18 protein-coding genes and 3 tRNA genes are annotated in these 22,578 nt (G+C 63.7%); 19 read left to right on the forward strand and 2 right to left on the reverse strand.

Going from position 1 to position 22,578, the window contains the following annotated elements; all coding sequences use genetic code 11:
• Window positions 1-78 precede the first annotated feature (78 nt).
• The gene (clpS, locus tag ACR9ZJ_RS02875) at window positions 79-411 is read left to right on the forward strand and encodes an ATP-dependent Clp protease adapter ClpS (protein ID WP_306850467.1); all 333 of its coding nucleotides are present in this window, start codon (window positions 79-81) and stop codon (window positions 409-411) included.
• Between the two features lie 79 nt (window positions 412-490).
• On the forward strand, window positions 491-2,758 hold the full coding sequence (gene clpA / locus ACR9ZJ_RS02880; protein ID WP_481279860.1) for an ATP-dependent Clp protease ATP-binding subunit ClpA: 2,268 nt from the start codon (window positions 491-493) through the stop codon (window positions 2,756-2,758).
• Between the two features lie 94 nt (window positions 2,759-2,852).
• Here the strand turns inward: clpA and infA are convergent, their stop codons facing one another.
• The gene (infA, locus tag ACR9ZJ_RS02885) at window positions 2,853-3,071 is read right to left on the reverse strand and encodes a translation initiation factor IF-1 (RefSeq protein ID WP_019466733.1); all 219 of its coding nucleotides are present in this window, start codon (window positions 3,069-3,071) and stop codon (window positions 2,853-2,855) included.
• A 126-nt stretch (window positions 3,072-3,197) separates the two neighbouring features.
• Window positions 3,198-3,473 carry a polyhydroxyalkanoic acid system family protein gene (locus ACR9ZJ_RS02890; RefSeq protein ID WP_306850469.1) on the reverse strand — a complete coding sequence of 92 codons (276 nt, stop codon included), beginning with the start codon at window positions 3,471-3,473 and terminating at the stop codon, window positions 3,198-3,200.
• A 128-nt stretch (window positions 3,474-3,601) separates the two neighbouring features.
• Here ACR9ZJ_RS02890 and ACR9ZJ_RS02895 point away from each other — a divergent pair, with 128 nt between their 5' ends.
• The 17 genes from ACR9ZJ_RS02895 to ACR9ZJ_RS02975 form a co-directional block, all read left to right on the forward strand.
• Entirely contained in the window at window positions 3,602-4,369 is a 768-nt protein-coding gene (locus ACR9ZJ_RS02895; protein WP_481286830.1) for an FHA domain-containing protein, read from the forward strand.
• A gap of 50 nt (window positions 4,370-4,419) precedes the next feature.
• Window positions 4,420-5,505, forward strand: coding sequence for a 3-phosphoserine/phosphohydroxythreonine transaminase (gene serC / locus ACR9ZJ_RS02900; protein ID WP_481286831.1), 1,086 nt, complete (start codon window positions 4,420-4,422; stop codon window positions 5,503-5,505).
• Between the two features lie 79 nt (window positions 5,506-5,584).
• The gene (gene pheA / locus ACR9ZJ_RS02905; protein WP_481286832.1) at window positions 5,585-6,694 is read left to right on the forward strand and encodes a prephenate dehydratase; all 1,110 of its coding nucleotides are present in this window, start codon (window positions 5,585-5,587) and stop codon (window positions 6,692-6,694) included.
• Window positions 6,691-7,803 carry a histidinol-phosphate transaminase gene (gene hisC, locus ACR9ZJ_RS02910; RefSeq protein ID WP_481286833.1) on the forward strand — a complete coding sequence of 371 codons (1,113 nt, stop codon included), beginning with the start codon at window positions 6,691-6,693 and terminating at the stop codon, window positions 7,801-7,803. The genes pheA and hisC overlap by 4 nt, the downstream gene beginning before the upstream one ends.
• Window positions 7,800-9,107 carry a 3-phosphoshikimate 1-carboxyvinyltransferase gene (gene aroA, locus ACR9ZJ_RS02915; RefSeq protein ID WP_481286834.1) on the forward strand — a complete coding sequence of 436 codons (1,308 nt, stop codon included), beginning with the start codon at window positions 7,800-7,802 and terminating at the stop codon, window positions 9,105-9,107. The genes hisC and aroA overlap by 4 nt, the downstream gene beginning before the upstream one ends.
• 59 nt (window positions 9,108-9,166) lie before the next feature.
• Window positions 9,167-9,952 (forward strand): 3-deoxy-manno-octulosonate cytidylyltransferase, encoded by a 786-nt coding sequence (kdsB, locus tag ACR9ZJ_RS02920; RefSeq protein WP_481279866.1) that lies wholly within the window; start codon window positions 9,167-9,169, stop codon window positions 9,950-9,952.
• 218 nt (window positions 9,953-10,170) lie between these two features.
• Entirely contained in the window at window positions 10,171-11,994 is a 1,824-nt protein-coding gene (uvrC, locus tag ACR9ZJ_RS02925; protein WP_481279867.1) for an excinuclease ABC subunit UvrC, read from the forward strand.
• 48 nt (window positions 11,995-12,042) lie between these two features.
• On the forward strand, window positions 12,043-12,657 hold the full coding sequence (gene pgsA, locus ACR9ZJ_RS02930; protein ID WP_481279868.1) for a CDP-diacylglycerol--glycerol-3-phosphate 3-phosphatidyltransferase: 615 nt from the start codon (window positions 12,043-12,045) through the stop codon (window positions 12,655-12,657).
• 38 nt (window positions 12,658-12,695) lie between these two features.
• Window positions 12,696-12,771, forward strand: a tRNA-Gly gene (locus tag ACR9ZJ_RS02935).
• Window positions 12,772-12,851: 80 nt separating this feature from the next.
• Window positions 12,852-12,925 (forward strand) — tRNA-Cys (locus ACR9ZJ_RS02940).
• Between the two features lie 49 nt (window positions 12,926-12,974).
• Window positions 12,975-13,061: transfer RNA gene (locus tag ACR9ZJ_RS02945), tRNA-Leu, on the forward strand.
• A 263-nt stretch (window positions 13,062-13,324) separates the two neighbouring features.
• A complete protein-coding gene (locus ACR9ZJ_RS02950; protein WP_481279887.1) occupies window positions 13,325-14,248 on the forward strand; it encodes an LAPAL motif-containing putative phage structural protein in 924 nt (307 codons plus the stop codon).
• An 18-nt stretch (window positions 14,249-14,266) separates the two neighbouring features.
• Window positions 14,267-15,310, forward strand: coding sequence for a hypothetical protein (locus tag ACR9ZJ_RS02955; RefSeq protein ID WP_481286835.1), 1,044 nt, complete (start codon window positions 14,267-14,269; stop codon window positions 15,308-15,310).
• Window positions 15,311-15,757: 447 nt separating this feature from the next.
• Window positions 15,758-16,468 carry a FadR/GntR family transcriptional regulator gene (locus ACR9ZJ_RS02960; protein WP_481286836.1) on the forward strand — a complete coding sequence of 237 codons (711 nt, stop codon included), beginning with the start codon at window positions 15,758-15,760 and terminating at the stop codon, window positions 16,466-16,468.
• A 358-nt stretch (window positions 16,469-16,826) separates the two neighbouring features.
• On the forward strand, window positions 16,827-19,649 hold the full coding sequence (locus ACR9ZJ_RS02965; RefSeq protein WP_481286837.1) for a TonB-dependent receptor: 2,823 nt from the start codon (window positions 16,827-16,829) through the stop codon (window positions 19,647-19,649).
• Window position 19,650: 1 nt separating this feature from the next.
• Entirely contained in the window at window positions 19,651-20,568 is a 918-nt protein-coding gene (locus ACR9ZJ_RS02970; RefSeq protein WP_481286838.1) for an aldose 1-epimerase, read from the forward strand.
• A partial coding sequence (locus ACR9ZJ_RS02975; RefSeq protein WP_481286839.1) for an alpha-galactosidase occupies window positions 20,565-22,578 on the forward strand: 2,014 nt, incomplete at its 3' end. The genes ACR9ZJ_RS02970 and ACR9ZJ_RS02975, both read left to right, overlap by 4 nt.

The raw sequence follows: 22,578 nt of genomic DNA on the forward strand, positions 1-22,578 counted from the left end.
TTACCTGTGGGAATCGACCCGGAAAGCGGGACGGAATCCGGTGTATAAACAATTCGCGTATCGAAGGCTCCGAACTGAATGTCCCACGAACACGAACACGACCAGGAAAGTGAGCGCGGGCATGGCCTCGCCATCGAGACCTCCCGCCCCGAAACCGCCAGGCCGCCGCTGTTCCAGGTCGTCCTGCTGAACGACGACTTCACGCCGATGGATTTCGTGATCGAGGTATTGCGCAGTTTCTTCGGCATGGACCAGGAGCGGGCGGTGCAGGTGATGCTTCATGTACATACGCGGGGGAAGGGTGTCTGCGGCGTGTTCACCCGCGAGGTGGCAGAAACGAAGGTGACCCAGGTCAACGAATACTCACGGTCTCATCAGCACCCGCTCTTGTGCACTATGGAAAAGATGTAGCCGATCCCCCATCTGGAGTTCATGCGGCATTGACAAGGGGCTGGTTCCCCGCCGCCCACAGCTATCGGAGACGGTCCGTATGTTCAGCAAGGATCTAGAAGTCACCATCGGGCACTGCTACAAGCAGGCCCGTGAGCAGCGCCACGAATTCATGACCGTGGAGCACCTGCTGCTCGCCCTGACGGAAAACACCTCCGCCCTGGCCGCCCTGCGCGCCTGTGGCGTCGATCTGCCGCGCCTGGCGGCGGATCTCCAGCGGATCATCGCCGAGACGGTACCGGTGCTTCCGGCCGGCGACGAGCGCGACACCCAGCCCACGCTGGGCTTCCAGCGCGTCCTCCAGCGCGCGGTCTACCACGTGCAGTCTTCCGGCCGTAAGGAAGTCACCGGCGCCAACGTGCTGGTGGCCATCTTTGGCGAGAAGGATTCCCATGCGGTGTATTTCCTGCACCAGCAGGAAATTACGCGCCTGGACGTGGTCAATTACATCTCGCACGGCATCGCCAAGATCGGCGACGAGTCGGCCGCCGCGGCCCCGAATGCCGAGCGTGACGGCGAGGAGGGCGGCGAAGGCAAGGGCAACCCGCTCAACGAATACGCCGCCAACCTGAACGAACTGGCCATCCAGGGCAAGATCGACCCCCTGATCGGTCGCCAGGACGAAGTCGAGCGCACCATCCAGGTGCTTTGCCGCCGCCGCAAGAACAATCCGCTCTACGTGGGCGACGCTGGCGTGGGCAAGACGGCCCTGGCCGAGGGCCTGGCCAAGCGCATCGTCGAGGGGCAGGTGCCGGAAGTGCTCGAAGACTGCACCATCTGGTCGTTGGACCTCGGTGCGCTGGTGGCCGGCACCAAGTACCGCGGCGACTTCGAAAAGCGCCTGAAGGCGGTCATCGCCCAGCTGAAGAAGCAGCCGAACGCCATCCTGTTCATCGACGAGATCCACACCATCATCGGTGCCGGTTCGGCGTCGGGTGGCACCATGGACGCCTCGAACCTGATCAAGCCCATGCTGGCGTCGGGTGAGTTGCGCTGCATCGGCTCCACCACGTTCCAGGAATTCCGTGGCGTGTTCGAGAAGGATCGCGCCCTGGCCCGCCGCTTCCAGAAGATCGACGTGGTCGAGCCGACCGTGGCCGATTCGATCGAGATCCTGCGCGGCCTGAAGAGCCGGTTCGAAGAGCACCACTCGGTGGAATACACCGGTGAGGCCCTGCGCGCGGCCGTGGACCTGTCGGTCAAGCACATCCCGGATCGCCTGCTGCCGGACAAGGCCATCGACGTGATCGACGAGGCCGGCGCCCGCCAGCGCCTGCTGCCGGAGGAAGAGCGTACCGGCAAGATCGACGTGCCCGAGATCGAGTACATCGTCGCCAAGATGGCGCGTATCCCGGCCAAGCAGGTCTCGGCGTCGGATCGCGACGTGCTGCGTAACCTCGAGCGCAACCTGAAAATGGTGGTCTTCGGCCAGGATGCGGCCATCGAGGCGCTGGCATCCTCGATCAAGATGGCGCGTTCGGGCCTGGGCGATCCGTCCAAGCCGATCGGCAGCTTCCTGCTCGCCGGTCCCACTGGCGTTGGCAAGACGGAAGTGACTCGTCAGCTCGCCATGCAGCTGGGTATCGAGATGGTTCGCTTCGACATGTCGGAATACATGGAAGCGCATTCGGTGTCGCGCCTGGTCGGTGCGCCTCCGGGCTACGTCGGTTTCGACCAGGGCGGTCTGCTCACCGAGCAGATCACCAAGCATCCGCATTGCGTGCTGCTGCTGGACGAGATCGAGAAGGCCCATCCGGACGTCTACAACATCCTGCTCCAGGTCATGGATCGCGGTGTGCTGACGGATACCAACGGCCGCGAGGCGAACTTCAAGAACGTGATCATCGTGATGACCACGAACGCGGGTGCTCAGCTGGCGTCGCGCCGTGGCATCGGCTTCGTGAAGCAGAACCACTCCCTGGACGCGATGGAGACGATCCGTCGCATGTTCACACCGGAGTTCCGCAACCGTCTGGACGCGGTCATCCAGTTCAACGCGCTGGACTTCGACCACATCCTTCGCGTGGTGGACAAGTTCCTGATCGAGCTGGAAACCCAGCTGTCGGAGAAGAAGGTGAGCGTGGACGTCGCACCGGAAGCCCGCCGCTGGTTGGCGGAGCACGGCTTCGACCCGCAGATGGGTGCACGCCCGATGGCCCGTGTGATCCAGGACAAGGTCAAGCGCGCGCTGGCGGACGAGCTGCTCTTCGGCAAGCTGGCCGAGGGCGGCAAGGTCACCCTTTCGGTCGAGGGCGACGAGCTGCACGTGGAGACGGAGTCGGCCGAGCCGGCGACGGTTCCCGCGTAAACAAAGGGCGGGGTCTTGCGACCCCGCATCAACAAAAAAGCCGCGGCCATGCCGCGGCTTTTTCATGTCCCGATGAGGCCGGCGCGTGGCGCCCTTACTTCATGCGGTACGTGATGCGTCCCTTGGTCAGGTCGTAGGGGGTCATTTCGACCTTCACCTTGTCGCCTGTGAGGATACGGATGTAATGCTTGCGCATGCGGCCGGAGATATGGGCGGTAATGACGTGCCCGTTCTCGAGCTGCACGCGGAACATGGTGTTGGGCAAGGTCTCCTGGACCGTACCTTCCATTTCGATGACGTCGTCTTTTGCCATGTGTTCCGGGTCGGCGTGAACGGCCGGAATGGCCGCATAAGTCCCTTAGTATGCCATAGCAGGCCGATCCAGGCCACCCGAAGCTGACCTGCCCGTCCGGGCCGGAGGGGAGGCGTGGGGGAATCCTCAGCCGAACTGCTCGTCCAGCTTCCTGCGAATTTCGTCCTCGATGGTGCCGCGCAGCGGCGAGAGCAGCATGCCGAGCTCGGCGGTGACGTGCACCTCGCTGGCCGTGACCGCGATCGCGCCCTTCACTCCCGAGCGGGCGAAGGTGAGGGTATCGCCCTGCCACGTGCCCTCGGTACCGAACTTCTCGCTCATGCGCGCGGCCACCTTGTCGACGACGGCGCGGGCTCCCTCGATGGTGGTCCCGTGGGGGCGGCGGATGTCGATCTTCGCCATCGTGGATGGTTCTCGCGCGTGAAAGCGGAGAGTTTAACAGGCGTTCCTACCTGAAGGCAGCGACGCCTTTGCGTTCAATCAGATACCGCACTCTGCTAAAGTCGCGTCGTCAACGTCCCGGTTCTTCCATGCGCATCGAATTCGTCAGCTCGGCTCGCGGTGATTTCCACTGGTCACGGCCCGTGCTGACCATCGGCCGTGCCGACGACAACGACCTCGTCGTGTCCGAAGCGCAGGTCGCCGCTCGCCACGTCACCCTGCATCGCGACCGTCGCGGCCTGGTGCTGGAAGTCGCCCCCGACACCGGACGCGTCTACGTCAATGCGCGCCCCGTGCGCGAGCGCGCCTTGCTGCGCCCGGGCGACAGCCTGTCGTTGGGCGACTGCCGCATGCTGATCCGCGACGACGCGGACCTGGAGGCGCGTGAGGTACGGGAACCCACCCAGTCGCGTTGCACCGTGGCGCTGCGGCCCGTGGCCGGGCCGCTGTCGGGCCGGGTGATACCCGTGGGCGATCGCCTCGAACTCGGCGCCAGCCATGGTGCGATGCCGCTTGAGTTGCCCGGCAACGACGCGGCCCTGCTGGTCCTCGCGTGGGAGGGTGGCGAGGTCATTCTGGATGCATCCCGCGTGCCTGCGCGGCATGCCGTGCGGGTGAATGGGGTGAAGGTGGTTCGCGCGTCGTTGCAGCCCGGCGACCAGCTCGGCGTCGCCTCGCACCGCTTCGTCCTCGACGGTCCCGGCTGGGCCGCGGAGCCGAAGGTGGTCATGCCGGAGCCGGAACCCGAACCGCTTCCTGAGGATGCCGCGGGCCCGCGTGGCGACGTATGGTGGCTGATCCTCACCGCCGCGGTGCTCGCGCTCGGCATCGCGCTGGTCTTGTTCGTCCAGTTCTGAGTGGCTCCGCGGACGGCATAATGGCCGTTCCCCCTGGCCGAGAGAATCACGTGAGCAGAGTCTGGAATTTCAGTGCGGGTCCCGCGGCGTTGCCTGAAGCGGTACTGCAACGCGCACAGGCGGAAATGCTCGACTGGAACGGATCGGGCGCCTCCGTCATGGAGTTGTCCCACCGCGGCAAGCGCTTCATGGAACTGGCCGCCGCCGCCGAGCACCGGCTGCGTGGACTGTTGTCCATACCCGCCGGATACAAGGTGCTGTTCCTGCAAGGCGGCGCCACCCAGCACTTCGCGCAGATCCCGATGAACCTCGCGTCCGAAGGTGGTAGCGCGGACTACATCGTGACCGGACACTGGAGCGAGAAAGCCGTGCGCGAGGCCTCGCCTTATATCGAGGCGCGCGTAGCCGGCAGTTCGGCATCGGTGAATTTCGTCGACGTGCCGCCGCGCGACACATGGACGTTGAACCCCGACGCGGCTTATGTGCATTACACGCCGAACGAAACCATCCAGGGTGTCGAGTTCCACGACATCCCGGACGTGGGCGAGGTGCCGCTGGTGGCCGACATGTCGTCGAACATCCTGTCCGGCCCGCTGGATGTGTCCCGCTTCGGCCTGATCTATGCCGGTGCGCAGAAAAACATCGGGCCGTCGGGCCTGGTGGTGATGATCGTGCGCGACGAGTTGCTGGCGCGTCAGGGCCGGCCGATGGCGAAGATCTTCCGCTACGCCGAACACGCCGCGAACGATTCCATGCTCAACACACCCAACACCTGGGGCTGGTACCTGGCCGGCCTCACCTTCGAATGGCTGGAGCAGCAGGGCGGCCTGGTGGCGATGGGCGAGCGGAATACGCGCAAGGCGAAGACCTTGTACGACGCCATCGACGGTTCGGGCGGGTTCTATCGCAGTCCCATCGCGGTGCGCGCCCGTTCGCGCATGAACGTGCCATTCACCTTGCACGACGCGTCGCTGGATGCCGCTTTCCTTGTGGAATCGGAAGCGGCAGGCCTGCTGGCGCTGAAAGGCCACAAGGCCGTGGGCGGCATGCGCGCGTCGTTGTACAACGCCGTGCCACAGGCGGCCGTGGACGCCCTCGTGCAATTCATGCGGGACTTTGCCACGCGGCACGGTTAAAGTCGGAGGTCGCCGCGCTGCAACATCGCATCGCGGCGATAACCGTTTCAATTGCAACCACTTAGCCGCCTGGACGTCCATGAGCAAGTCCCCCGCCGACAAGGCCGATAAACAAGCCACGCTGACCGAGGCGCGTACGCGTATCGACAGCATCGACCAGCAACTGCAGTCGCTCATCAGCGAGCGTGCCCGCTGGGCACAGCAGGTCGGCCGGGCCAAGGGCCCGTTGAAGGCGGCGGTGGAATATTACCGACCCGAACGAGAAGCCCAGGTACTTCGTGGCGTGATCGACCGTAACGACGGGCCGCTTCCGAACGCGGAGCTGGTGCGCCTGTTCCGCGAGATCATGTCGTCCTGCCTTTCGCAGCAGCAGCCGTTGAAGATCGGTTTCCTCGGTCCCGAGGGCACCTTCAGCGAGCAGGCGGTGCGCAAGCACTTCGGCCATGCCGCCTATGGCCTTCCGTTGGGAAGCATCGAGGAAGTGTTCCAGGAAGTGGCCGCCGGTAACGCGGATTTCGGCGTGGTACCCGTCGAGAACTCGGGGCAGGGCATGATCCAGATGACCCTGGACATGTTCCTGGTGTCCAAGGCCACGATCTGCGGTGAGGTGGAATTGCGTGTCCACCAGAACCTACTGTCGCTGTCGGGCGAGCTGAAAGATGTGAAGCGCGTCTATTCGCACCCGCAATCGTTGCAGCAGTGCCAGGGCTGGTTGCGCGTGAACCTGCCGCACGTCGAGCGCGTACCGGTGTCGAGCAACGCCGAAGCCGCGCGCACCGCGCGGTTGTCGCCGGAATCCGCCGCCATCGCCGGCGAAACGGCGGGCCGCGTCTATGGGCTGAAGACGGTCGCGGGGCCGATCGAGGATCGTTCGGACAACACCACGCGTTTCCTCGTCATCGGACGCTCGATCTTTCCGCCCTCGGGCAACGACCGCACGTCGCTGCTGGTATCGGTGCGCGACAAGCCCGGCGCGTTGTATGACGTGCTGAGCCCGCTCGCGCATCACGGCATCAGCATGAACCGGATCGAGTCCCGCCCGGCACATACGGGCAAGTGGCAGTACGCGTTCTTCATCGACGTGTCGGGCCATGTGGAAGACGCGGCCCTGCAGGCCGCGCTCGAAGAAATGAAACCTGCCGCCGCCGACGTGCGCGTTCTCGGCTCCTACCCTGTCGCCTTGCCATGACTTCACATTTCGATGCCGCCGCGCTCGCCAACCGGGCGACGTCGGCACTCCGTGCCTACGATCCCGGTCACGACCTTCCCGCGCTGCGCCTGCGTTTCGGTGCCGTGCTCTCCGAGCTTGGCTCCAACGAAAACCCGCTGGGGCCGAGCAAGCTCGCCATGCGTGCCGCCACGCGTGTGCTGGAGGACATCTGGCGCTATCCCGACCCGCTGGGCGCGTCACTGAAGCAGAAGCTCTCGTCCGAGCTGGGCGTTCCGGTCCAGGGCATCACCCTGGGCAACGGCTCGCACGAATTGCTGATGCTGATGGCGCAGTGCTTCGCCGATGCGGAACACCCGGTTGTGTATTCGCAGTACGGTTTCGCGGTATTTCCGATCGCGGCGGCGGCGGCCGGTGCGCCATCGATCACCGTATCGGCGCTGCCGGCGGACCATCCGCACGCGCCATACGGGCACGATCTCGACGCGATCGCGGCGGCGGTCACGCCCGAAACGCGCCTGGTCTACCTCGCCAATCCGAACAATCCCACGGGCACATGGTTCACGGATGCCGCGCTCGAGGCGTTCCTCGAAAAGATCCCGGCGCGGACGCTCGTGGTGGTCGACGAGGCGTACCACGAATACGTGGACGCCGAGGGCCTGAGCACCGCGCTGCACCTGTCCGGTCGTTTCCCGAACCTCGCCGTCACGCGCACCTTTTCCAAGGCCTATGCGCTTGCGGGCCTGCGTATCGGCTACATGCTGAGCCATCCCTCCGTGGCCGCGGTATGCGAGCGCTTGCGTGAGTCGTTCAACGTCAACGCCGTGGCCCTGGCCGCGGCGGAAGCTTCGCTCGGCGATCACGAACACCGCGCCCGCGTGCGCGATACGAACCGCCGCGACCGCGCATGGCTCGCCGACGAGCTGACGGCAAGGGGCCTGCGCGTGCTGCCGTCGCAGACCAACTTCCTGCTCGTGGACCTCGGTCGCGACGCGGCCACGTTCGAAGCGCACCTGTTCGAACGCGGGGTGATCGTACGGCCGATGGCGGGATACCGTTTGCCGCATACGTTGCGGATAAGCATCGGCAGCCGCGGCGAACTGGAACGCCTGCTGGAGAACCTGCCATGAGCCGCGTGGATTGGGTGAGCACGGCGGGTGGTCCGCTTCGCGGCGACATCGCCGTGCCGGGCGACAAGTCGGTGTCGCATCGCGCGCTCATGTTCGGCGCCATCGCCGAAGGTGTGTCGCACATCCGTGGCTTCCTCGAAGGCGAGGACACGCGCGCCACGGCCGCCATTCTCGGCAAGCTGGGCGTGCGCTTCGAGACACCCGCGTCGGGTGAGCGGATCGTCCATGGCGTGGGTCTGCATGGCTTGCGCGGCAGTCCTGACGCCTTGGACTGTGGCAATGCCGGTACCGGCATGCGCCTGCTTGCGGGCCTCTTGGCGGGCCAGGCTTTCGATTCCGTCCTGGTAGGCGACGAATCGCTGTCGCGCCGGCCGATGCGTCGTGTCACCGATCCACTGGAAGCGATGGGTGCGTCGATCGAAACGAACGATGGCAAGCCGCCGTTACGCATCCGTGGCGGGGCGGGGTTGAAGGGCATCTCTTATGAGCCGCCCGTGGCCAGTGCGCAGATCAAGTCCGCCTTGTTGCTGGCGGGCCTGTACGCCGACGGCTTCACCGAGGTCGTCGAGCCGCATCCGACGCGCGATTACACCGAGAGCATGCTCAAGGCCTTCGGCTGGCCGATCGAGTATTCGCCCGGCCGCGCGCGCCTGGAAGGTGGCCACACCCTGCGCGCCGTCGATGTGGACGTGCCGGCGGACTTCTCGTCCGCTGCGTTCTTCATCGTCGCCGCGTGCATCGTGCCGGGCTCCGAATTGCGCCTGAAGGCCGTCGGCCTCAATCCTCGCCGCACCGGATTGCTCGCCGCGCTGGAACTCATGGGCGCGGATATCCGCGTGGAAAACGAACGCAGCAGCGGCGGCGAGGACATCGGCGATCTGGTCGTCCGCCATGCGCCACTGCATGGCGTGGCGTTGCCGCTGGAGATCGTCCCCGACATGATCGACGAATTCCCGGCGCTTTTCGTGGCCGCGGCGGTGGCCGAGGGCATGACCACGATCCGCGGCGCGGCCGAACTGCGCGTGAAGGAATCGGACCGGATCGCCAGCATGGCCCACGGCCTGAAGGCTTGCGGTGTCCTCGTCGACGAACTCCCCGATGGCGCGATCATCCGAGGTGGCACGATCGGCGGTGGCAGCATCGACAGCCACGGCGACCACCGTATCGCGATGAGTTTCGCCATCGCGGGGTTGGTGGCCTCGGCACCGATCGCGATCGGCGATTGCGCCAACGTCGCGACCTCGTTCCCGGGATTCATGGAACTGGCCAACGGCGTGGGCTTCAGGCTGCGCCCCGCTGCCTGACGCGTTCCTCCGCTGGCGGGAAGGCGCTACGCTTCGCTTTCCTGTCAGCGGATATGGTCATGGCCGAGAAGATTCCCCCGTTCGTCGTCGTGGTGCCCGCGCGCTTCGGCTCCACCCGGCTGCCGGGCAAGCCGCTGCTCAAGATCTCGGGCGAGTCGATGATTCGTCGCGTGGCGGCGAGGGCGGGGCTGGCCGGGGCGGCACAAGTCGTGGTCGCCACCGATGACGAACGCGTCACCCGCGAACTCAGGGGCTGCGGCGACATCCTCGTCTGCATGACCCGCCCGGACCATGCCTCCGGCAGCGATCGCATCGCCGAGACCGCCGTTCATTTCGGCTGGCCGGACGACACCGTGGTGGTCAACCTGCAGGGCGACGAGCCGTTCGCCCCGGCCGCCGGTATCCGTGCCGTGGTGGCGACCCTGGCGGGCGACGATGCGCCGATGGCGACCCTGGCCACGCCGATCGAGCACGCCGATGAACTGTTCGACCCGAATATCGTCAAGGTCGTGCGCGGGGGGAACGGACGGGCGCTGTATTTCACCCGCGCCCCCGCCCCGTGGGCCAGGGATGCCTTCGCCGCGAACCGGAATGTCTTGCCGCCCAACGTGCCGTTCCTGCGGCACATCGGCATCTATGCCTACCGCGCGGGCTTCCTGCGCCGCCTCGCGGCGTTGCCGCGCACGCCCCTGGAGCAAGCGGAGTCGCTGGAGCAGTTGCGCGCCCTGGAGCACGGCTACGCCATTTCGGTCCGGCCGACGCCGGAACCTTTCCCACCGGGCATCGACACGGCGGAGGACCTGGTCCGGGCGGAACGATGGCTCGCCGCGCAGGGTCCGGAGTGACCGTAGGGGTTCCCCCACAGTTGCCATCGGGCAAGCCTGACGCGGGTTCCCGGGCTTCGCCGGGCGCGCCGGAGAGGGCGGCGACGTAACCTATCCCTGTCGCCACACTCACCCCCTGAAGGACAGGCGACGCTCCCACGGAAGGTCCTCGCCGGCATGGCCCATCTCCATGCCGGCGTTTTCGCGTCCGCCGCTCGCCAACGCGGTAAAATGGCGGGATGGAGCACACCGAGTCGCATCCGTTCGACGGCAAGGCCTTCGTCCGCCATCTCACCACCTCGCCAGGCGTCTACCGCTACTTCGACGCGGAGGACGAGCTGCTCTATGTCGGCAAGGCGGCCAATCTCAAGAAGCGTGTCGGCAATTACTTCCTGAAACCGCCGATGGATCCGCGCATCGCCTCGATGGTGTCGCAGATCGCCCGTGCCGAGGTCACCCTCACGCGCACCGCCGGCGAGGCGTTGTTGCTCGAGTCGCAGCTGATCAAGTCGCTCAAGCCGCGTTACAACATCGTGCTGCGCGACGACAAGAGCTACCCCTACATCTACCTGTCGGGCGGCGAGGACTACCCGCGCCTGGCCTTCCACCGTGGGGCCAAGACCGGCCCGGGGCGCTACTTCGGCCCCTATCCGAGCACCTTCGCCGTGCGTGAAAGCCTTGGCCTGATGCAGAAGCTATTCAAGGTGCGGCAATGCGAGGACAGTTATTTCAGGAATCGTTCGCGGCCCTGCCTGCAGCACCAGATCGGCCGCTGTAGCGCGCCCTGTGTGCGCCTGATCGAGGTCGAGGACTATAAGAACGATGTCCGTCACGCCGAGATGTTCCTCGAAGGCCGCAGTAGCGCGGTGATCGACGAACTCGCCGTCGCCATGGAACATGCCTCGAAGGCATTGAATTTCGAGCGCGCCGCCACCTTGCGTGACCAGGTCGCCGCCCTGCGCCGCCTGCAAGCCCAGCACTTCGTGCAGGGCGCGAGTGCGGACATGGACGTGATCGCCTGTTGCATGGAAGGAGGCATGGCCTGTGTGAGCGTGATGTTCTTCCGCAACGGCGTCAGCCTGGGTTCGCGCGATTTCTTCCCGCGACTGCCGACCGACGCCTCGATGTCCGACGTGCTTTCGCAGTTCATCGCCCAGTACTACCTGGAGCGTCAGGTTCCCCGTGAGCTGGTATTGAGCGATCCGGTGGAAGACGCGGACGTGCTGGCATCGGTGCTATCGGACCATGCGGGCCATACCGTCTCGCTCAAGCCAAGCGTCCGTGGCGAGCGCGCGCGTTTCCTCGAGATGGCCCAGCGCAACGCCAGCGCGGCCTTGACCTCGCGGCTCGCCAGTCGGCATACGTTGCTGGCCCGTTTCGACGACCTGCAGAAGGTGTTGGACCTCGACGCGACACCGCGTCGCATCGAGTGCTTCGACATCAGCCATACACGCGGCGAACTGACGGTCGCCTCATGCGTCGTCTTCGGCCCCGAGGGACCGGAGAAGTCGCACTACCGCCGGTTCAACATCGCCGGTATCACTCCCGGTGACGACTACGCCGCCATGCACCAGGCCCTGACCCGCCGGTTCAGGAAAGTGGTGGAGGGCGGGGTGAAGCCCGATATCCTCCTGATCGACGGTGGAACCGGGCAGGTGGCGCAGGCGGTGGACGTGCTTCGCGAGCTGGGCGTCGAAGGCATCCGCGTGGTCGGCGTCGCAAAGGGCCCGGGCCGGCGTGCCGGCGAGGAGACCCTGGTGCTGGCCGACAGCGGCAAGACCCTTCACCCCGGCACGTCCTCGCCCGCGCTGCACCTCGTGGCGGCGGTACGTGATGAAGCGCACCGTTTCGCGATCAGCGGGCACCGCCGCCGTCGCGAAGCCGCGCGCGAGCGGAGTACCCTCGAGGATGTGGCGGGTGTCGGCGCGCGCCGTCGCGCGGCGCTCCTGAAGGCCTTTGGAGGATTGGCGGGCGTGGAAGCCGCCGGCGTCGAGGAACTGATGAGCGTGAAGGGGATTGATCGCGGCCTCGCCGAACGCATCTATGCCATGCTGCATCCTTGATTGAACCAAGACGCGCCCACGCGGCACGCCTCCCGTACCGGCCGACCTATGCGAATCAACCTTCCGACCTGGCTGACCCTGTTCCGCGTGCTGCTGCTGCCGGTGATGGTCATCGTCTACTACCTGCCGTTCCGCGGCGCGAACCTCACCGCGGCCCTCGTCTTCGTCCTTGCCGCCTTCACCGACTGGCTCGACGGCTACCTGGCCCGGCGGCTCCAGCTCACGTCCGCCTTCGGCGCCTTTCTGGACCCGGTGGCGGACAAGCTGATGGTGGCGGTCACGCTGTTCCTGCTGGTGCAGTCCCATCCTGGTGGCTGGCAGGGCATCCTCATGGCGGTGACCGCCTCGGTCATCGTCGGCCGCGAGATCAGCGTCTCGGCCCTGCGCGAGTGGATGGCCCAGATCGGCGCCCGGTCCAAGGTGAAAGTGGCCTTCCTGGGCAAGCTGAAGACCGCCATGCAGATGGCAGCCCTGGTGGTGCTCCTGCTCCAGCACGACGCCGAGACCCTGCGCCTGTACCACATCGGCGAAGCCCTGCTGGTGGTCGCCGGCGTACTGACCATCTGGTCGGGCCTGGACTACCTGCGCGCCGCATGGCCCAGTTTGCGCGGGGATTCAGACGAGGTGAAAAAAAGTGAAAAAAATACGGTGCAAGGTGGTTGACACATTTCCCATCTGATCTAAAATAGCCGGACAACGACGCGGGAATAGCTCAGTTGGTAGAGCACGACCTTGCCAAGGTCGGGGTCGCGAGTTCGAGTCTCGTTTCCCGCTCCAAGTAATTCCACAAAACCTCGGACATCCGGGGTTTTGTTTTTTAAGCGCTACGCGGATACTCTTCGCGCTGCGCAAGCGATGGCCGGGTGGCAGAGTGGTCATGCAGCGGACTGCAAATCCGCGTACGCCGGTTCGATTCCGACCTCGGCCTCCATCGCATTCCAAGGCGCACCCGCTCACGCGGAGGCGCCTTTTTTCTTTCCGCCCGGATGGCGAAACCGGTAGACGCAAGGGACTTAAAATCCCTCATCCGAAAGGGTATGTGGGTTCGAGTCCCACTCCGGGCACCATTTCGCTTTCCCATCGTTTTGAATGTGGGTATGCCTCTCGTACACGAAGGCGAAGTTGCCGACGAGTCGTGTCGGGATATACCGCCTTCGACCGCGCGTATCGGCTTTGTTTTTGCAAAAGGTCGAATGCCAGCCAGGTCAATGGCCGGGACAGTCGGAAAGAGCGCCGGCCGGATGGCTGGTCGAAGAGGTGTCGCTCTGCGTATATCCTCGCTGGAATCAGAAAGATCAAATCTCAGAACGTGACCTGGCAGGGAAGCACCATGGACGATATGACTGAATTCCGCGTCACCTACGATGGCCCCGCCCTCGCGAACCATGAAATGGATCCGAGGGAGCTCGCGCCGGCACTGTTAGCGGTGGCAGAGCTGCTTGAATCGTCCGCCAAGGTGTTGTTCGGCGAAAACGTCAAACTCAAGATCAATGTGAAAGGCTCGTTCCAGACGGGCAGTTTCAATATCGACTTTGTCACCGGGTTGCAGTGGCTGAGGTCGATTCGCGACCTGTTTGCGGGTGAAAACGCTGCAGCGGTGGCGAATGGATTGGCCATTCTCACGCCTTTGGGCTTCTTTGGAGCAAAGGGCCTGGCACAACTCCTCGTGTGGCTCGATCGCAGGACGATTACGCGAGTTGAGGTTTTGTCCGAGGTCGACGGAATGCCGAGGCAGGCTCGAATCTACGTCGGAGAAGCGTTCTGCGAAGTAGAAAAGGAAGCGGTCGATTTGCTGCGGGACGTTGGCGTAAGGAAGGCATTCGATAAGGTTCTCGCGCCTCTTGATAGAGCCGGAGTGAACACGTTCGCTGTAGGCCAAGGTGTTGGTTTCAATCTCGTTGTGGAGAAGGATGAACGTGCGGCTTTCGACGCGCCTGACGTCGAGGAGGATTTGCTTATCGACGATACGCGACGCATGGTGTTCTCGATCATCTCCCTTGCGTTCAAGGAGGACAACAAATGGAGGTTGTCGGATGGCGCGGCAACGATCAGTGCAACCATCTCCGATCAGTCATTCCTTGACGATGTGAACAGAAGCGTGGAGACCTTCGCCAAGGGCGATGTGCTTGTGTGCACGGTGCGAGTCAAGCAGTGGCAGACGCAGCAGGGAGCCAGAACCGACTACGAGGTCGTCAAGGTGGAAGAGCACAGGCATGCAGCTCGTCAGATACGTATCGAAGGGTTGGATACATAACAACGAGTGGATCAGAGTATGAGCGATTTTGACTTGGTGGAGCCATTGATTGGCGAAACTTGGGTGGTGGACGGCAAGGTAACGGTATCGCCGCCTGCCGATTCGGACGCGCTGTACATCCGGCCGATACTGCACCGAAGGGGGGCGGTCCCATCAGGGTCAAAGGTGCTGCATTCGCTCGTGCTCGACAACAATGTGCTGACAGATATGGTTGAAGGTCGTCGTTCGGCCAATACCGATTACTTGGAGCATCTCCTGCGTACGAAACCGCTGGAATTGAACCCGGTGATGGCCATGCTCGAACAGCGGCAGAAATTCGGGGGTGCCAGCCAGGCGCTGCATGATTTTTCCGAACTATTAGGGAAACGTTTCGGCGCATGGGATGCAAAGAAAAATGCCAATACCTTCGATCAGTTGCTGGAGGATGGAAAACCTGAGTTCGCTCAAAACATCGACCTGCTGTCGGGTTATCTGCCAGCAATTCTGTATATCTACCATCAGGCTGGTAGTGCGGAGTCCAAACTGGAGTGGCTTAGTGGACTGATCCAGGCGGTGGACTTGCCATTTTTGCAGTTGCCTTATTATCTGGCAGCGTTGTTGTTCCTGGTGAAGGAACAACCTTCGTTATTCCGCAGCAAAGTGTTCAGCAAAGTGCAGAAAGATACCAAGTTGATGTCCAGTTTTGATGAGCAAAAGAAAGCGGTGCTCAATCTTGGACACGATGTCATGCTGCCGGCGGTGGCGCTTTTTCCCGCCGGTACCGAAGACACGATCGTGTTCCCCTACATCGCCACCCGTGATTACTTGTTGCAGGATTTCCTCGCAGAGATTCATTGCAGCCTTGTAACGGTGCTAAGGGATGGGCGGGCCAATGGTGCCTGGCAGCTGCATCCGACGGGTCGGATTCATGCACGGCTCGGACCAACGGTTACCCGTTGTCTGCCGCAGCGCACGAGCCCCGGATCTGAAGCGGAGCGATCCGTGCGTCGCGCAAACCTTCGTGCATTTTCAAACATCTATCTGGAGAAATGCGTGGCGTTGAAACAAGCCGGGCATGCTTGAACGCTTACGCAGATGGGGCGCCCTGGTATTCGTGGAATTCACGAAAAGACGCGTCGACCATAACGAGATGCTATCTATCCTCTATGCTCGTCCACGACGAGACACAGCCATGTCCTCATCTACGATCGAAACGGTTGGCAAACGGCCCACCTCGGAAGATCCCATTTCGACTCAATCCACCCCAGACGAACCAGACACAAAACCCAGAAGCCCGCGTGACTACGACAAGGACGTCGGCGACCGCATCGAAAAGAAACCAAGGAACCCGGAATCCCCCCAACAGACGCACGAAAACGAGGACCACGGCTGACAAGCCGCCGAACCTCCCTTCCTCGTTCGACCCAAGGCCGCGCAGCAATGCGCGGCCTTTTCCATGGATATCGACCTCTCATGCGGGCACCTGTGTAATGGTATGGCGAAGAATCCAGACATCCCAAGGAGCAATGCATGGTGAAGCCCGTGACCGCGCGCGGCCTCCACAACCTGGTGGTCCAGCAGCTGGGACGGCTTATCGTCAGTGGGGAGCTGGCGCCGGGGGAGGGGTTGCCACGGGAGGAGGTCCTGGCCGAGCGCTTGAACGTCAGCCGCACCGCGTTGCGCGAGGCGATGAAGGTACTCGTGGCCAAGGGCCTGATCGAATCGCGGCAGCGCACGGGCGCCCGGGTGCGGGAGGCCGTGCATTGGAACCAGCTCGATGCCGACGTGCTGGCCTGGCGTTGCGCCTCCATGCCCACCGAAAGCTTTGTCGAGAAGCTGGTGGAAATGCGCGAGTTGATCGAGCCAGGCGCCGCGGCCGCCGCGGCGAGGCGGCGCACCGATGCGCAGTTGGCCACCCTCAAGGCGGCCTATGACGCGATGGCCGCCTCCGAGGATCTCGACGCCTGGGCCCAGGCCGACCTCGCGTTCCATGAAACCTTGCTGCGCGCGACCAACAACGAACTGATGGTCTCTCTGTTTTCGGTCATCGAAACCGCCCTGGGCACCTTCTTCCTTCTTTCAGCGCGCAACGCCGCGAACTTTAAGGCCGCCTTGCCGCACCACGAGAAAGTCTACGAAGCGGTGCGTCGCCGCCAGCCTGAAGTGGCGCGCCAGGCGATGCTCCGGATGGTCAGTGAGTCGCGCAGCAATATCCGGGGCAAAGGCCGCAGGAAGGCTTGACGCGACCGACCCAGGATCACGGAAATGTGAAGCGGTTGGCACTCGTGCCGCTGCATCCTCCGCTCTCCTGTTGAGCGGAGAGGGCACGGAAACGGCGTAGCCAGGCCGTTTACCTGCCGTATCCGCTCATGCTGCGCCGCAGCTTGCGGTCATATAATCATAAAATACTACAATTGACCCACGGACGTTCCGCCTGCCGGGTGCAGGTCATGAGCGTCCCATCGGGGTGCGGGTCGTTACGCATCAGCGGGGAAGAGTCGGGATCACCGAAGTCCATCGATGCACGGGTGCAAGTCCGCTTGCCCTCGAAGGCAGCGTGCGGCCTTCGTGAGCCATCCATCATGAGAGGGGAGTAGGAATGCAGCGGAAGTTACTCGCGCTGTCGGTGCGCAACGCATTGGCTGGCATGCTCGGCATCTGTTCCATCGGCGGGTCCATCGCACACGCACAGGATGCACCGTCCTCCACCCCGGGCCAGACGCCCATCGCGGTCGCCCAGGCACAGGACGGCAAGGGGCAGAAGGATGGCAAGGCGGTCACGGAACTCAATGGCGTCGCTGTTACGGGCCAGTTGCAATCGCTGTTCCTCTCGCAGTCGACCAAGCGCGATGCGGTCAATACCGTGGATTCGGTGTCGGCCGAAGAAGCGGGCAAGTTCCCCGACCAGAACGTGGCCGACGCGCTACAGCGCGTGCCCGGCGTGTCGGTGAACCGCAGTGGCGGTGAATCGAACCAGATTACCGTGCGCGGCTTCGGCCCCAACTTCGTCAACGTTCTGCTCAATGGCCGCACGATGGCGACGGCCGCGACCGATCGCGCGTTCGACTTCGATGTATTGCCATCCGAAGTGATCCAGCAGGCGGTCGTGCAGAAAACCAGCACCCCGGACCTGGAGGAAGGCGGCATCGGCGGTACGGTCAATGTGATCACCGCGCGGCCATTCGACTTCAACGGCTTCCATGCGGCGGGAAGCGCCGCGGGGGTCAACGACAGCATCGATGGCGGCTTTGCGAGCAAGACCACGCCGAAGGTTTCGGGACTCATCGGCAACACCAACAAAGACCATACCTTCGGTTGGCTGGCTTCGGTGGTCTACTACAAGCGCGACCACGTCGAGCAGTCGATCGATACCCTGGGCTGGCTGACCAACCAGAACTTCTCGCGGATCAATCCCGCTTACACCAGCGTCGCCTTGCCGCAGACGCTGCAAGGGCAGGTGATCAACGAGACGCGGACACGCAAATCCTTCAATGGCGCGATCGACTGGGCACCGGTCGAAGGCGTCACCGTGAAGCTGGACGGGCTTTTCTCCGAATACAAGATCGATTCGAAGTACAACGCGTTCGGCGCCTTCACCAACACGGGCATCATCCAGTCGATCACGCCGGGGGCCAATGGAACGGCCCAGCAATTCGTGCTCGACCAGTCCGGCGGCATGTCCAACGACTATGCGATGCAGTCCAATCCGCGCGATGCATTCAACGAACAGGTCGGCGGCCACATCAACTGGCAGATCGATCCGTCGCTGCAGTTGGATTGGGACAGCGCGGTGTCGCGGGCCTGGAACAAGGAGTCGCAGAATGGCTATTTCGTCGTGCTGGGAACGCGCAACATCGGCGTGAACCCGGTCTGGACGAATAACGGTGACGATCACCTGCCGACGTATACGGGGCTGTTGCCGACCACGGATACCTCCACGCTTCACGCCCACGTGACCAACCAGGGCACGCAGAGCCCGAATGTCAGCGACAAGATTTTCGAGAACCAGCTTCACCTTGGAAAGAGCTTCCTCGACGGTACGCTCTCGCGCCTGGATTTCGGCTTGTCCAATTCCAACCGCACCAAGACCGAAGTCACCTACAACACTCCCAACAGCTTCGGTTGCGCCGAGTACTGCGGCTACGTCGCCACGGTGCCTGCCGATGCCGTCGGTGCCCACGTCTACCATGCGGGCAACCTGGTCGGTGGCGCCGCTCCCGGGTTCCCGAGGGATTGGGTCGTCTACGACGTCAACAAACTGTTCGCGTACCTGGCCACCCCGGCCGCGTATAACCAGCTGCCCAACGCCGACGCGTTCAAGGCACAGCTCGACGCGAACGGCGGCGGCTTCACGGCGCACCCCGATCCGAACACCTACAGCATGATCAAGGAGCGGATCAGTTCGGCCTATGGCATGGCGACGCTGGAAGGCGATGGCGACATGCCGTGGACCCTGAACGCCGGTATCCGCTACACCAAGACCAACACGACCTCCTATGCGTACTCGGTACCCATCGTAGGGATCGCCGTGAACCCGAACGACCCGACGAATGCGATCCCGACGTACGGTGCCCTGAGCCCGATTTCGCAGAATGGCAAGTACCACGAGTGGTTGCCATCGGCGAACTTCAAGCTCAACCTGCGCGACGACCTCGTGTTCCGTGCCGCCGCGTACAAGACCTTGACCCGCCCCGACCTGAGCAACCTCGCGGCGTCCGTGTCGTATAACTTCCGTCCGCAGGACCAGACCATCACTCGTGGCAATGCCGCGCTGAAGCCTTACATCTCGAAGAACTACGATGCGGGCGTGGAGTGGTATTTCAACGAAACCAGTTACGCCGCGATGAACCTTTTCTACAAGAAGGTCAGCAATTTCAGCACGCTTATCACGACCAACACGACGCTGCTGGGCTTTCCCTTCCAGTTGACCGAGCCGGTGAACCTCAACACCGCGACGATCAAGGGCGCCGAGCTCACCTTCAACTACCAGTTCACGAAGCTGCCCGCACCGTTCGATGGCCTGGGTGTGGCGACCAACTACACCTACGTGACCAGCGACGCCTCGATCAGCGCGGACAAGATTGCCAACGCCGGCAAGTTCGCCGTTCCCGGCATCGGCAACTCGTCGAACGTGAGCCTTTATTACCAGAAGGGTCCGGTCGAGTTCCGCGCGGCGTATAACTGGCGCGCGAAGTACCTCGCCTCGATCGCCGGCAACCAGAGCCAGCCGACCTCGGTGAAGGCATACGGGCAGGTGGACCTGAGCGCCAGCTACAAACTCAACGAGCACGTGTCGCTCTTCATGGACGCCACGAATCTCAACAACGAGAAGATCTACCAGTACCAGGTCTTCGACGATCGCCAGAGCTACGCCGAGGCCAATGGCCGCACGTTCTTCCTCGGTGTGCGTGCCTCGCTCTGACATGTTGCAGCTATGCAACGACCGGTTGAGCGTTTGCCTGCTACCGGCCGCAGGTGGCGCCATCGCCCGCTTCGATTGGCTCGGGCAAGACCGGGAGTTGCCGTTGATGCGGCCTTGCGAGGGGTCGCCGGATGTGTCGCCCGGCCGTTACGAGCCGAATCGCCTCGCCTGTTACCCCCTCCTGCCGTGGAGCAATCGCATTGCCCACGGCGGTTTTTTTCATGAAGGACGGCGGGTCGCGTTGACGCTCAACCGCGAGGACGATCCTTATCCGATCCACGGAAGCGGTTGGCAAAGAGCGTGGTCGGTCGCGAGACATGAGGCCGACAGCGCCATGCTGACGCTTGACGAGGTCTCTGCCGATGCGTACGCCTATCGAGCGGACCTTGAGTACCGGCTTCAGGAAGACACGTTGAGGGTGGGCCTGCGGGTCACCAACACGGGAAGCTTCGCGCTACCGTTCGGCCTCGGACTGCATCCGTTCTTTCCCCTGCACGGCGGCGTCCGGTTGCGCGCGGCCGCCAGTTCGGCCTGGCTTAACGACGGGCGCGATCCGTTGCCGATCCGGCGTGGGCCGGTACCGCCCGAGTGGGATTTTTCGTCGGATCGCGAGCTGCCGGCGGGTGGACTGAACCATGCTTTCGTGGGATGGCCGGGTCGAGCCACCATCGAGTGGCCGGCGCTTGCGTTGCGCCTGCATGTCGAGGCGGAAGTCGATGGCTATGTTCTGTATGTCCCGGCAGGCGAAGACTTCTTTTGCCTGGAACCCGTGGATCATCCGATCAATGCCGTGCACCTGCCAGGCGGCCCCGTCGCCAACGGCATGACCGACCTGGCACCGGGTGAAACCCTTGAACGTGCCTTCGCCTTTCGTGCGGAGGCTTCGGATAGTCGAAAGGAAGGGAGATCGCACCGTTGAAGTTACGAGCCCGCACGATCCGCCTCGCCATGTTGCTCGCGGCAAGCCTGCTCGCCGCTCCGGTCGGCGTCACCGCCAAGGGGTCGCCGGAACGCATGGCATCGCCACGCTACGATGCCGCGCACCGCGTCTTCAGGCTGGACGCCGGTGGCGTCACCTATGCGATGGGCGTGAACGCCGATGGCATGTTGCAGACGATCTATTGGGGCGCACGGCTGCCCGCGGACGATCCGCTCGGACCCGCCGTCCCGGCGCCTGAACGCTCGTCGTTCGACCCTGCCGGTGCGCTCACGCCGCAGGAATACGCCGGTTGGGGTGGTGCGATGACGGCCACCCCCGCGCTCAAGATCCGTCTCGACGACGGCAACCGTGACGTGGTGCTTCGCTACGACAGCCATCGCGTCGATGGCGACCATCTGGCCATCCTGCTGCGTGACGCACAGGCGGGCGTGGCGGTGACCCTCGATTACACCGCCGACGCCGCGACCGGCATCGTCGGCCGCTCGGCTCACATTGAGAATACGGGAAAGCAGGCGCTCACGATCGATGCCGCCGCGTCGGCCACGTGGAACCTGCCCCGCGCGGGTGACTATTCGTTGCGCTATCTCACCGGCACATGGGCGGGGGAATGGCACCTGCAGACACGGTCCGTCACGCCAGGTGCCACCGTCCTCGAGAGCCGCCGCGGCAGTACGGGCGACGAGAACAATCCCTGGTTCGCGATCGGCCGCGGCAGCGAATGGAACGAGGAACACGGCGACGTGTGGTTCGGTGCGCTCGCCTGGAGCGGCTCATGGAGCATCCGTGTCGACGAGGACATCCTCGGCCAGGTCCGTGTCGTCGGTGGCTACAACCCGTTCGACTTCGCCTATCGGCTGAAGCCGGGCGAGGCGCTGGATACGCCGGTCTTCTATGCGGGTTACACCGGCGACGGCATCGGCGAAGCGTCGCGGCTCCTGCACCGGTTCGAGCGCGATCGCATCTTGCCTGGCGGTGCCCACGCGGCGTTGCGCCCGGTACTGTACAACTCCTGGGAGGCCACCGAATTCAAGGTGGACGAGCCGGGGCAAGAGCGCCTCGCCGAGAAGGCCGCCGCGCTGGGCGTGGAACGTTTCGTCGTGGATGACGGTTGGTTCGGGGCGCGCGACAACGACCACGCCGGCCTCGGCGATTGGGTGGTCAATCGCCGCAAGTTTCCCCATGGCCTGAAGCCGTTGATCGACAAGGTGCATGGGCTCGGCATGAGCTTTGGCCTGTGGGTCGAGCCGGAGATGGTCAACCGCGACAGCGACCTCTACCGCGCGCATCCCGATTGGGTACTCAACTTCCCGGGCCGCGAGCGAAGCGAAGGGCGCCATCAACTCGTACTCAATCTCGCCCGCGACGATGTGAAAGCGCACCTTCTGGAGGTGCTCGATCGCCTGCTCAGCGAGAACGATATCCAGTTCCTGAAATGGGATTACAACCGCAACTGGTCCGAGCCCGGCTGGCCGCAGATGTCGCCCGACGAACAGCAGAAGGTCTATGTGGCCTATGTCCGCAACCTTTACGACATCCTGCGCCAGCTGCGCGCACGCCATCCGAAAGTCGAGATCGAATCGTGTTCCGGAGGTGGCGCGCGAGTGGACCTGGGCATCATGGCGCTGACGGATGAAGTGTGGCCTTCGGACAACACCGATCCCTCCGATCGCCTGTCCATCCAGGATGGCTTCACTTACGCCTATGCACCCGCGACCATGATGGCGTGGGTCACGGGTTCGCCGAACTGGGTGAACAATCGCGTCAGCTCGCTCGACTTCCGTTTCCTGTCGTCGATGCAAGGCGGGCTCGGCATCGGTGCGAACCTGCTGGACTGGACGCCCGCGGAAGAGGCGACGGCCAGGAACTATGTCGCCGAGTACAAGAAGATCCGCGCCACGGTGCAACGGGGTTCGCTATACCGCCTGTTGTCGCCACGGGAACGCGCGCCGTGGTCGGCCACGGAGTCGGTGGCCTGTCTCTTATACACAT

The sequence above is a fragment of the Luteibacter sp. KNZ12-1A genome, from assembly GCF_056755675.1.

Bases quoted from the DNA above. Each gene is read 5' to 3' on its own strand.
- ACR9ZJ_RS02965 (WP_481286837.1), top strand. From the start codon at position 16,827: ATGCAGCGGAAGTTACTCGCGCTGTCGGTGCGCAACGCATTGGCTGGC.
- ACR9ZJ_RS02960 (WP_481286836.1), top strand. From the start codon at position 15,758: ATGGTGAAGCCCGTGACCGCGCGCGGCCTCCACAACCTGGTGGTCCAG.
- ACR9ZJ_RS02890 (WP_306850469.1), bottom strand. From the start codon at position 3,473: ATGGCGAAGATCGACATCCGCCGCCCCCACGGGACCACCATCGAGGGA.
- hisC (WP_481286833.1), top strand. From the start codon at position 6,691: ATGACTTCACATTTCGATGCCGCCGCGCTCGCCAACCGGGCGACGTCG.
- pheA (WP_481286832.1), top strand. From the start codon at position 5,585: ATGAGCAAGTCCCCCGCCGACAAGGCCGATAAACAAGCCACGCTGACC.
- infA (WP_019466733.1), bottom strand. From the start codon at position 3,071: ATGGCAAAAGACGACGTCATCGAAATGGAAGGTACGGTCCAGGAGACC.
- ACR9ZJ_RS02950 (WP_481279887.1), top strand. From the start codon at position 13,325: ATGGACGATATGACTGAATTCCGCGTCACCTACGATGGCCCCGCCCTC.
- aroA (WP_481286834.1), top strand. From the start codon at position 7,800: ATGAGCCGCGTGGATTGGGTGAGCACGGCGGGTGGTCCGCTTCGCGGC.
- ACR9ZJ_RS02895 (WP_481286830.1), top strand. From the start codon at position 3,602: ATGCGCATCGAATTCGTCAGCTCGGCTCGCGGTGATTTCCACTGGTCA.
- uvrC (WP_481279867.1), top strand. From the start codon at position 10,171: ATGGAGCACACCGAGTCGCATCCGTTCGACGGCAAGGCCTTCGTCCGC.
- kdsB (WP_481279866.1), top strand. From the start codon at position 9,167: ATGGCCGAGAAGATTCCCCCGTTCGTCGTCGTGGTGCCCGCGCGCTTC.
- pgsA (WP_481279868.1), top strand. From the start codon at position 12,043: ATGCGAATCAACCTTCCGACCTGGCTGACCCTGTTCCGCGTGCTGCTG.
- clpS (WP_306850467.1), top strand. From the start codon at position 79: ATGTCCCACGAACACGAACACGACCAGGAAAGTGAGCGCGGGCATGGC.
- clpA (WP_481279860.1), top strand. From the start codon at position 491: ATGTTCAGCAAGGATCTAGAAGTCACCATCGGGCACTGCTACAAGCAG.
- ACR9ZJ_RS02955 (WP_481286835.1), top strand. From the start codon at position 14,267: ATGAGCGATTTTGACTTGGTGGAGCCATTGATTGGCGAAACTTGGGTG.
- ACR9ZJ_RS02970 (WP_481286838.1), top strand. From the start codon at position 19,651: ATGTTGCAGCTATGCAACGACCGGTTGAGCGTTTGCCTGCTACCGGCC.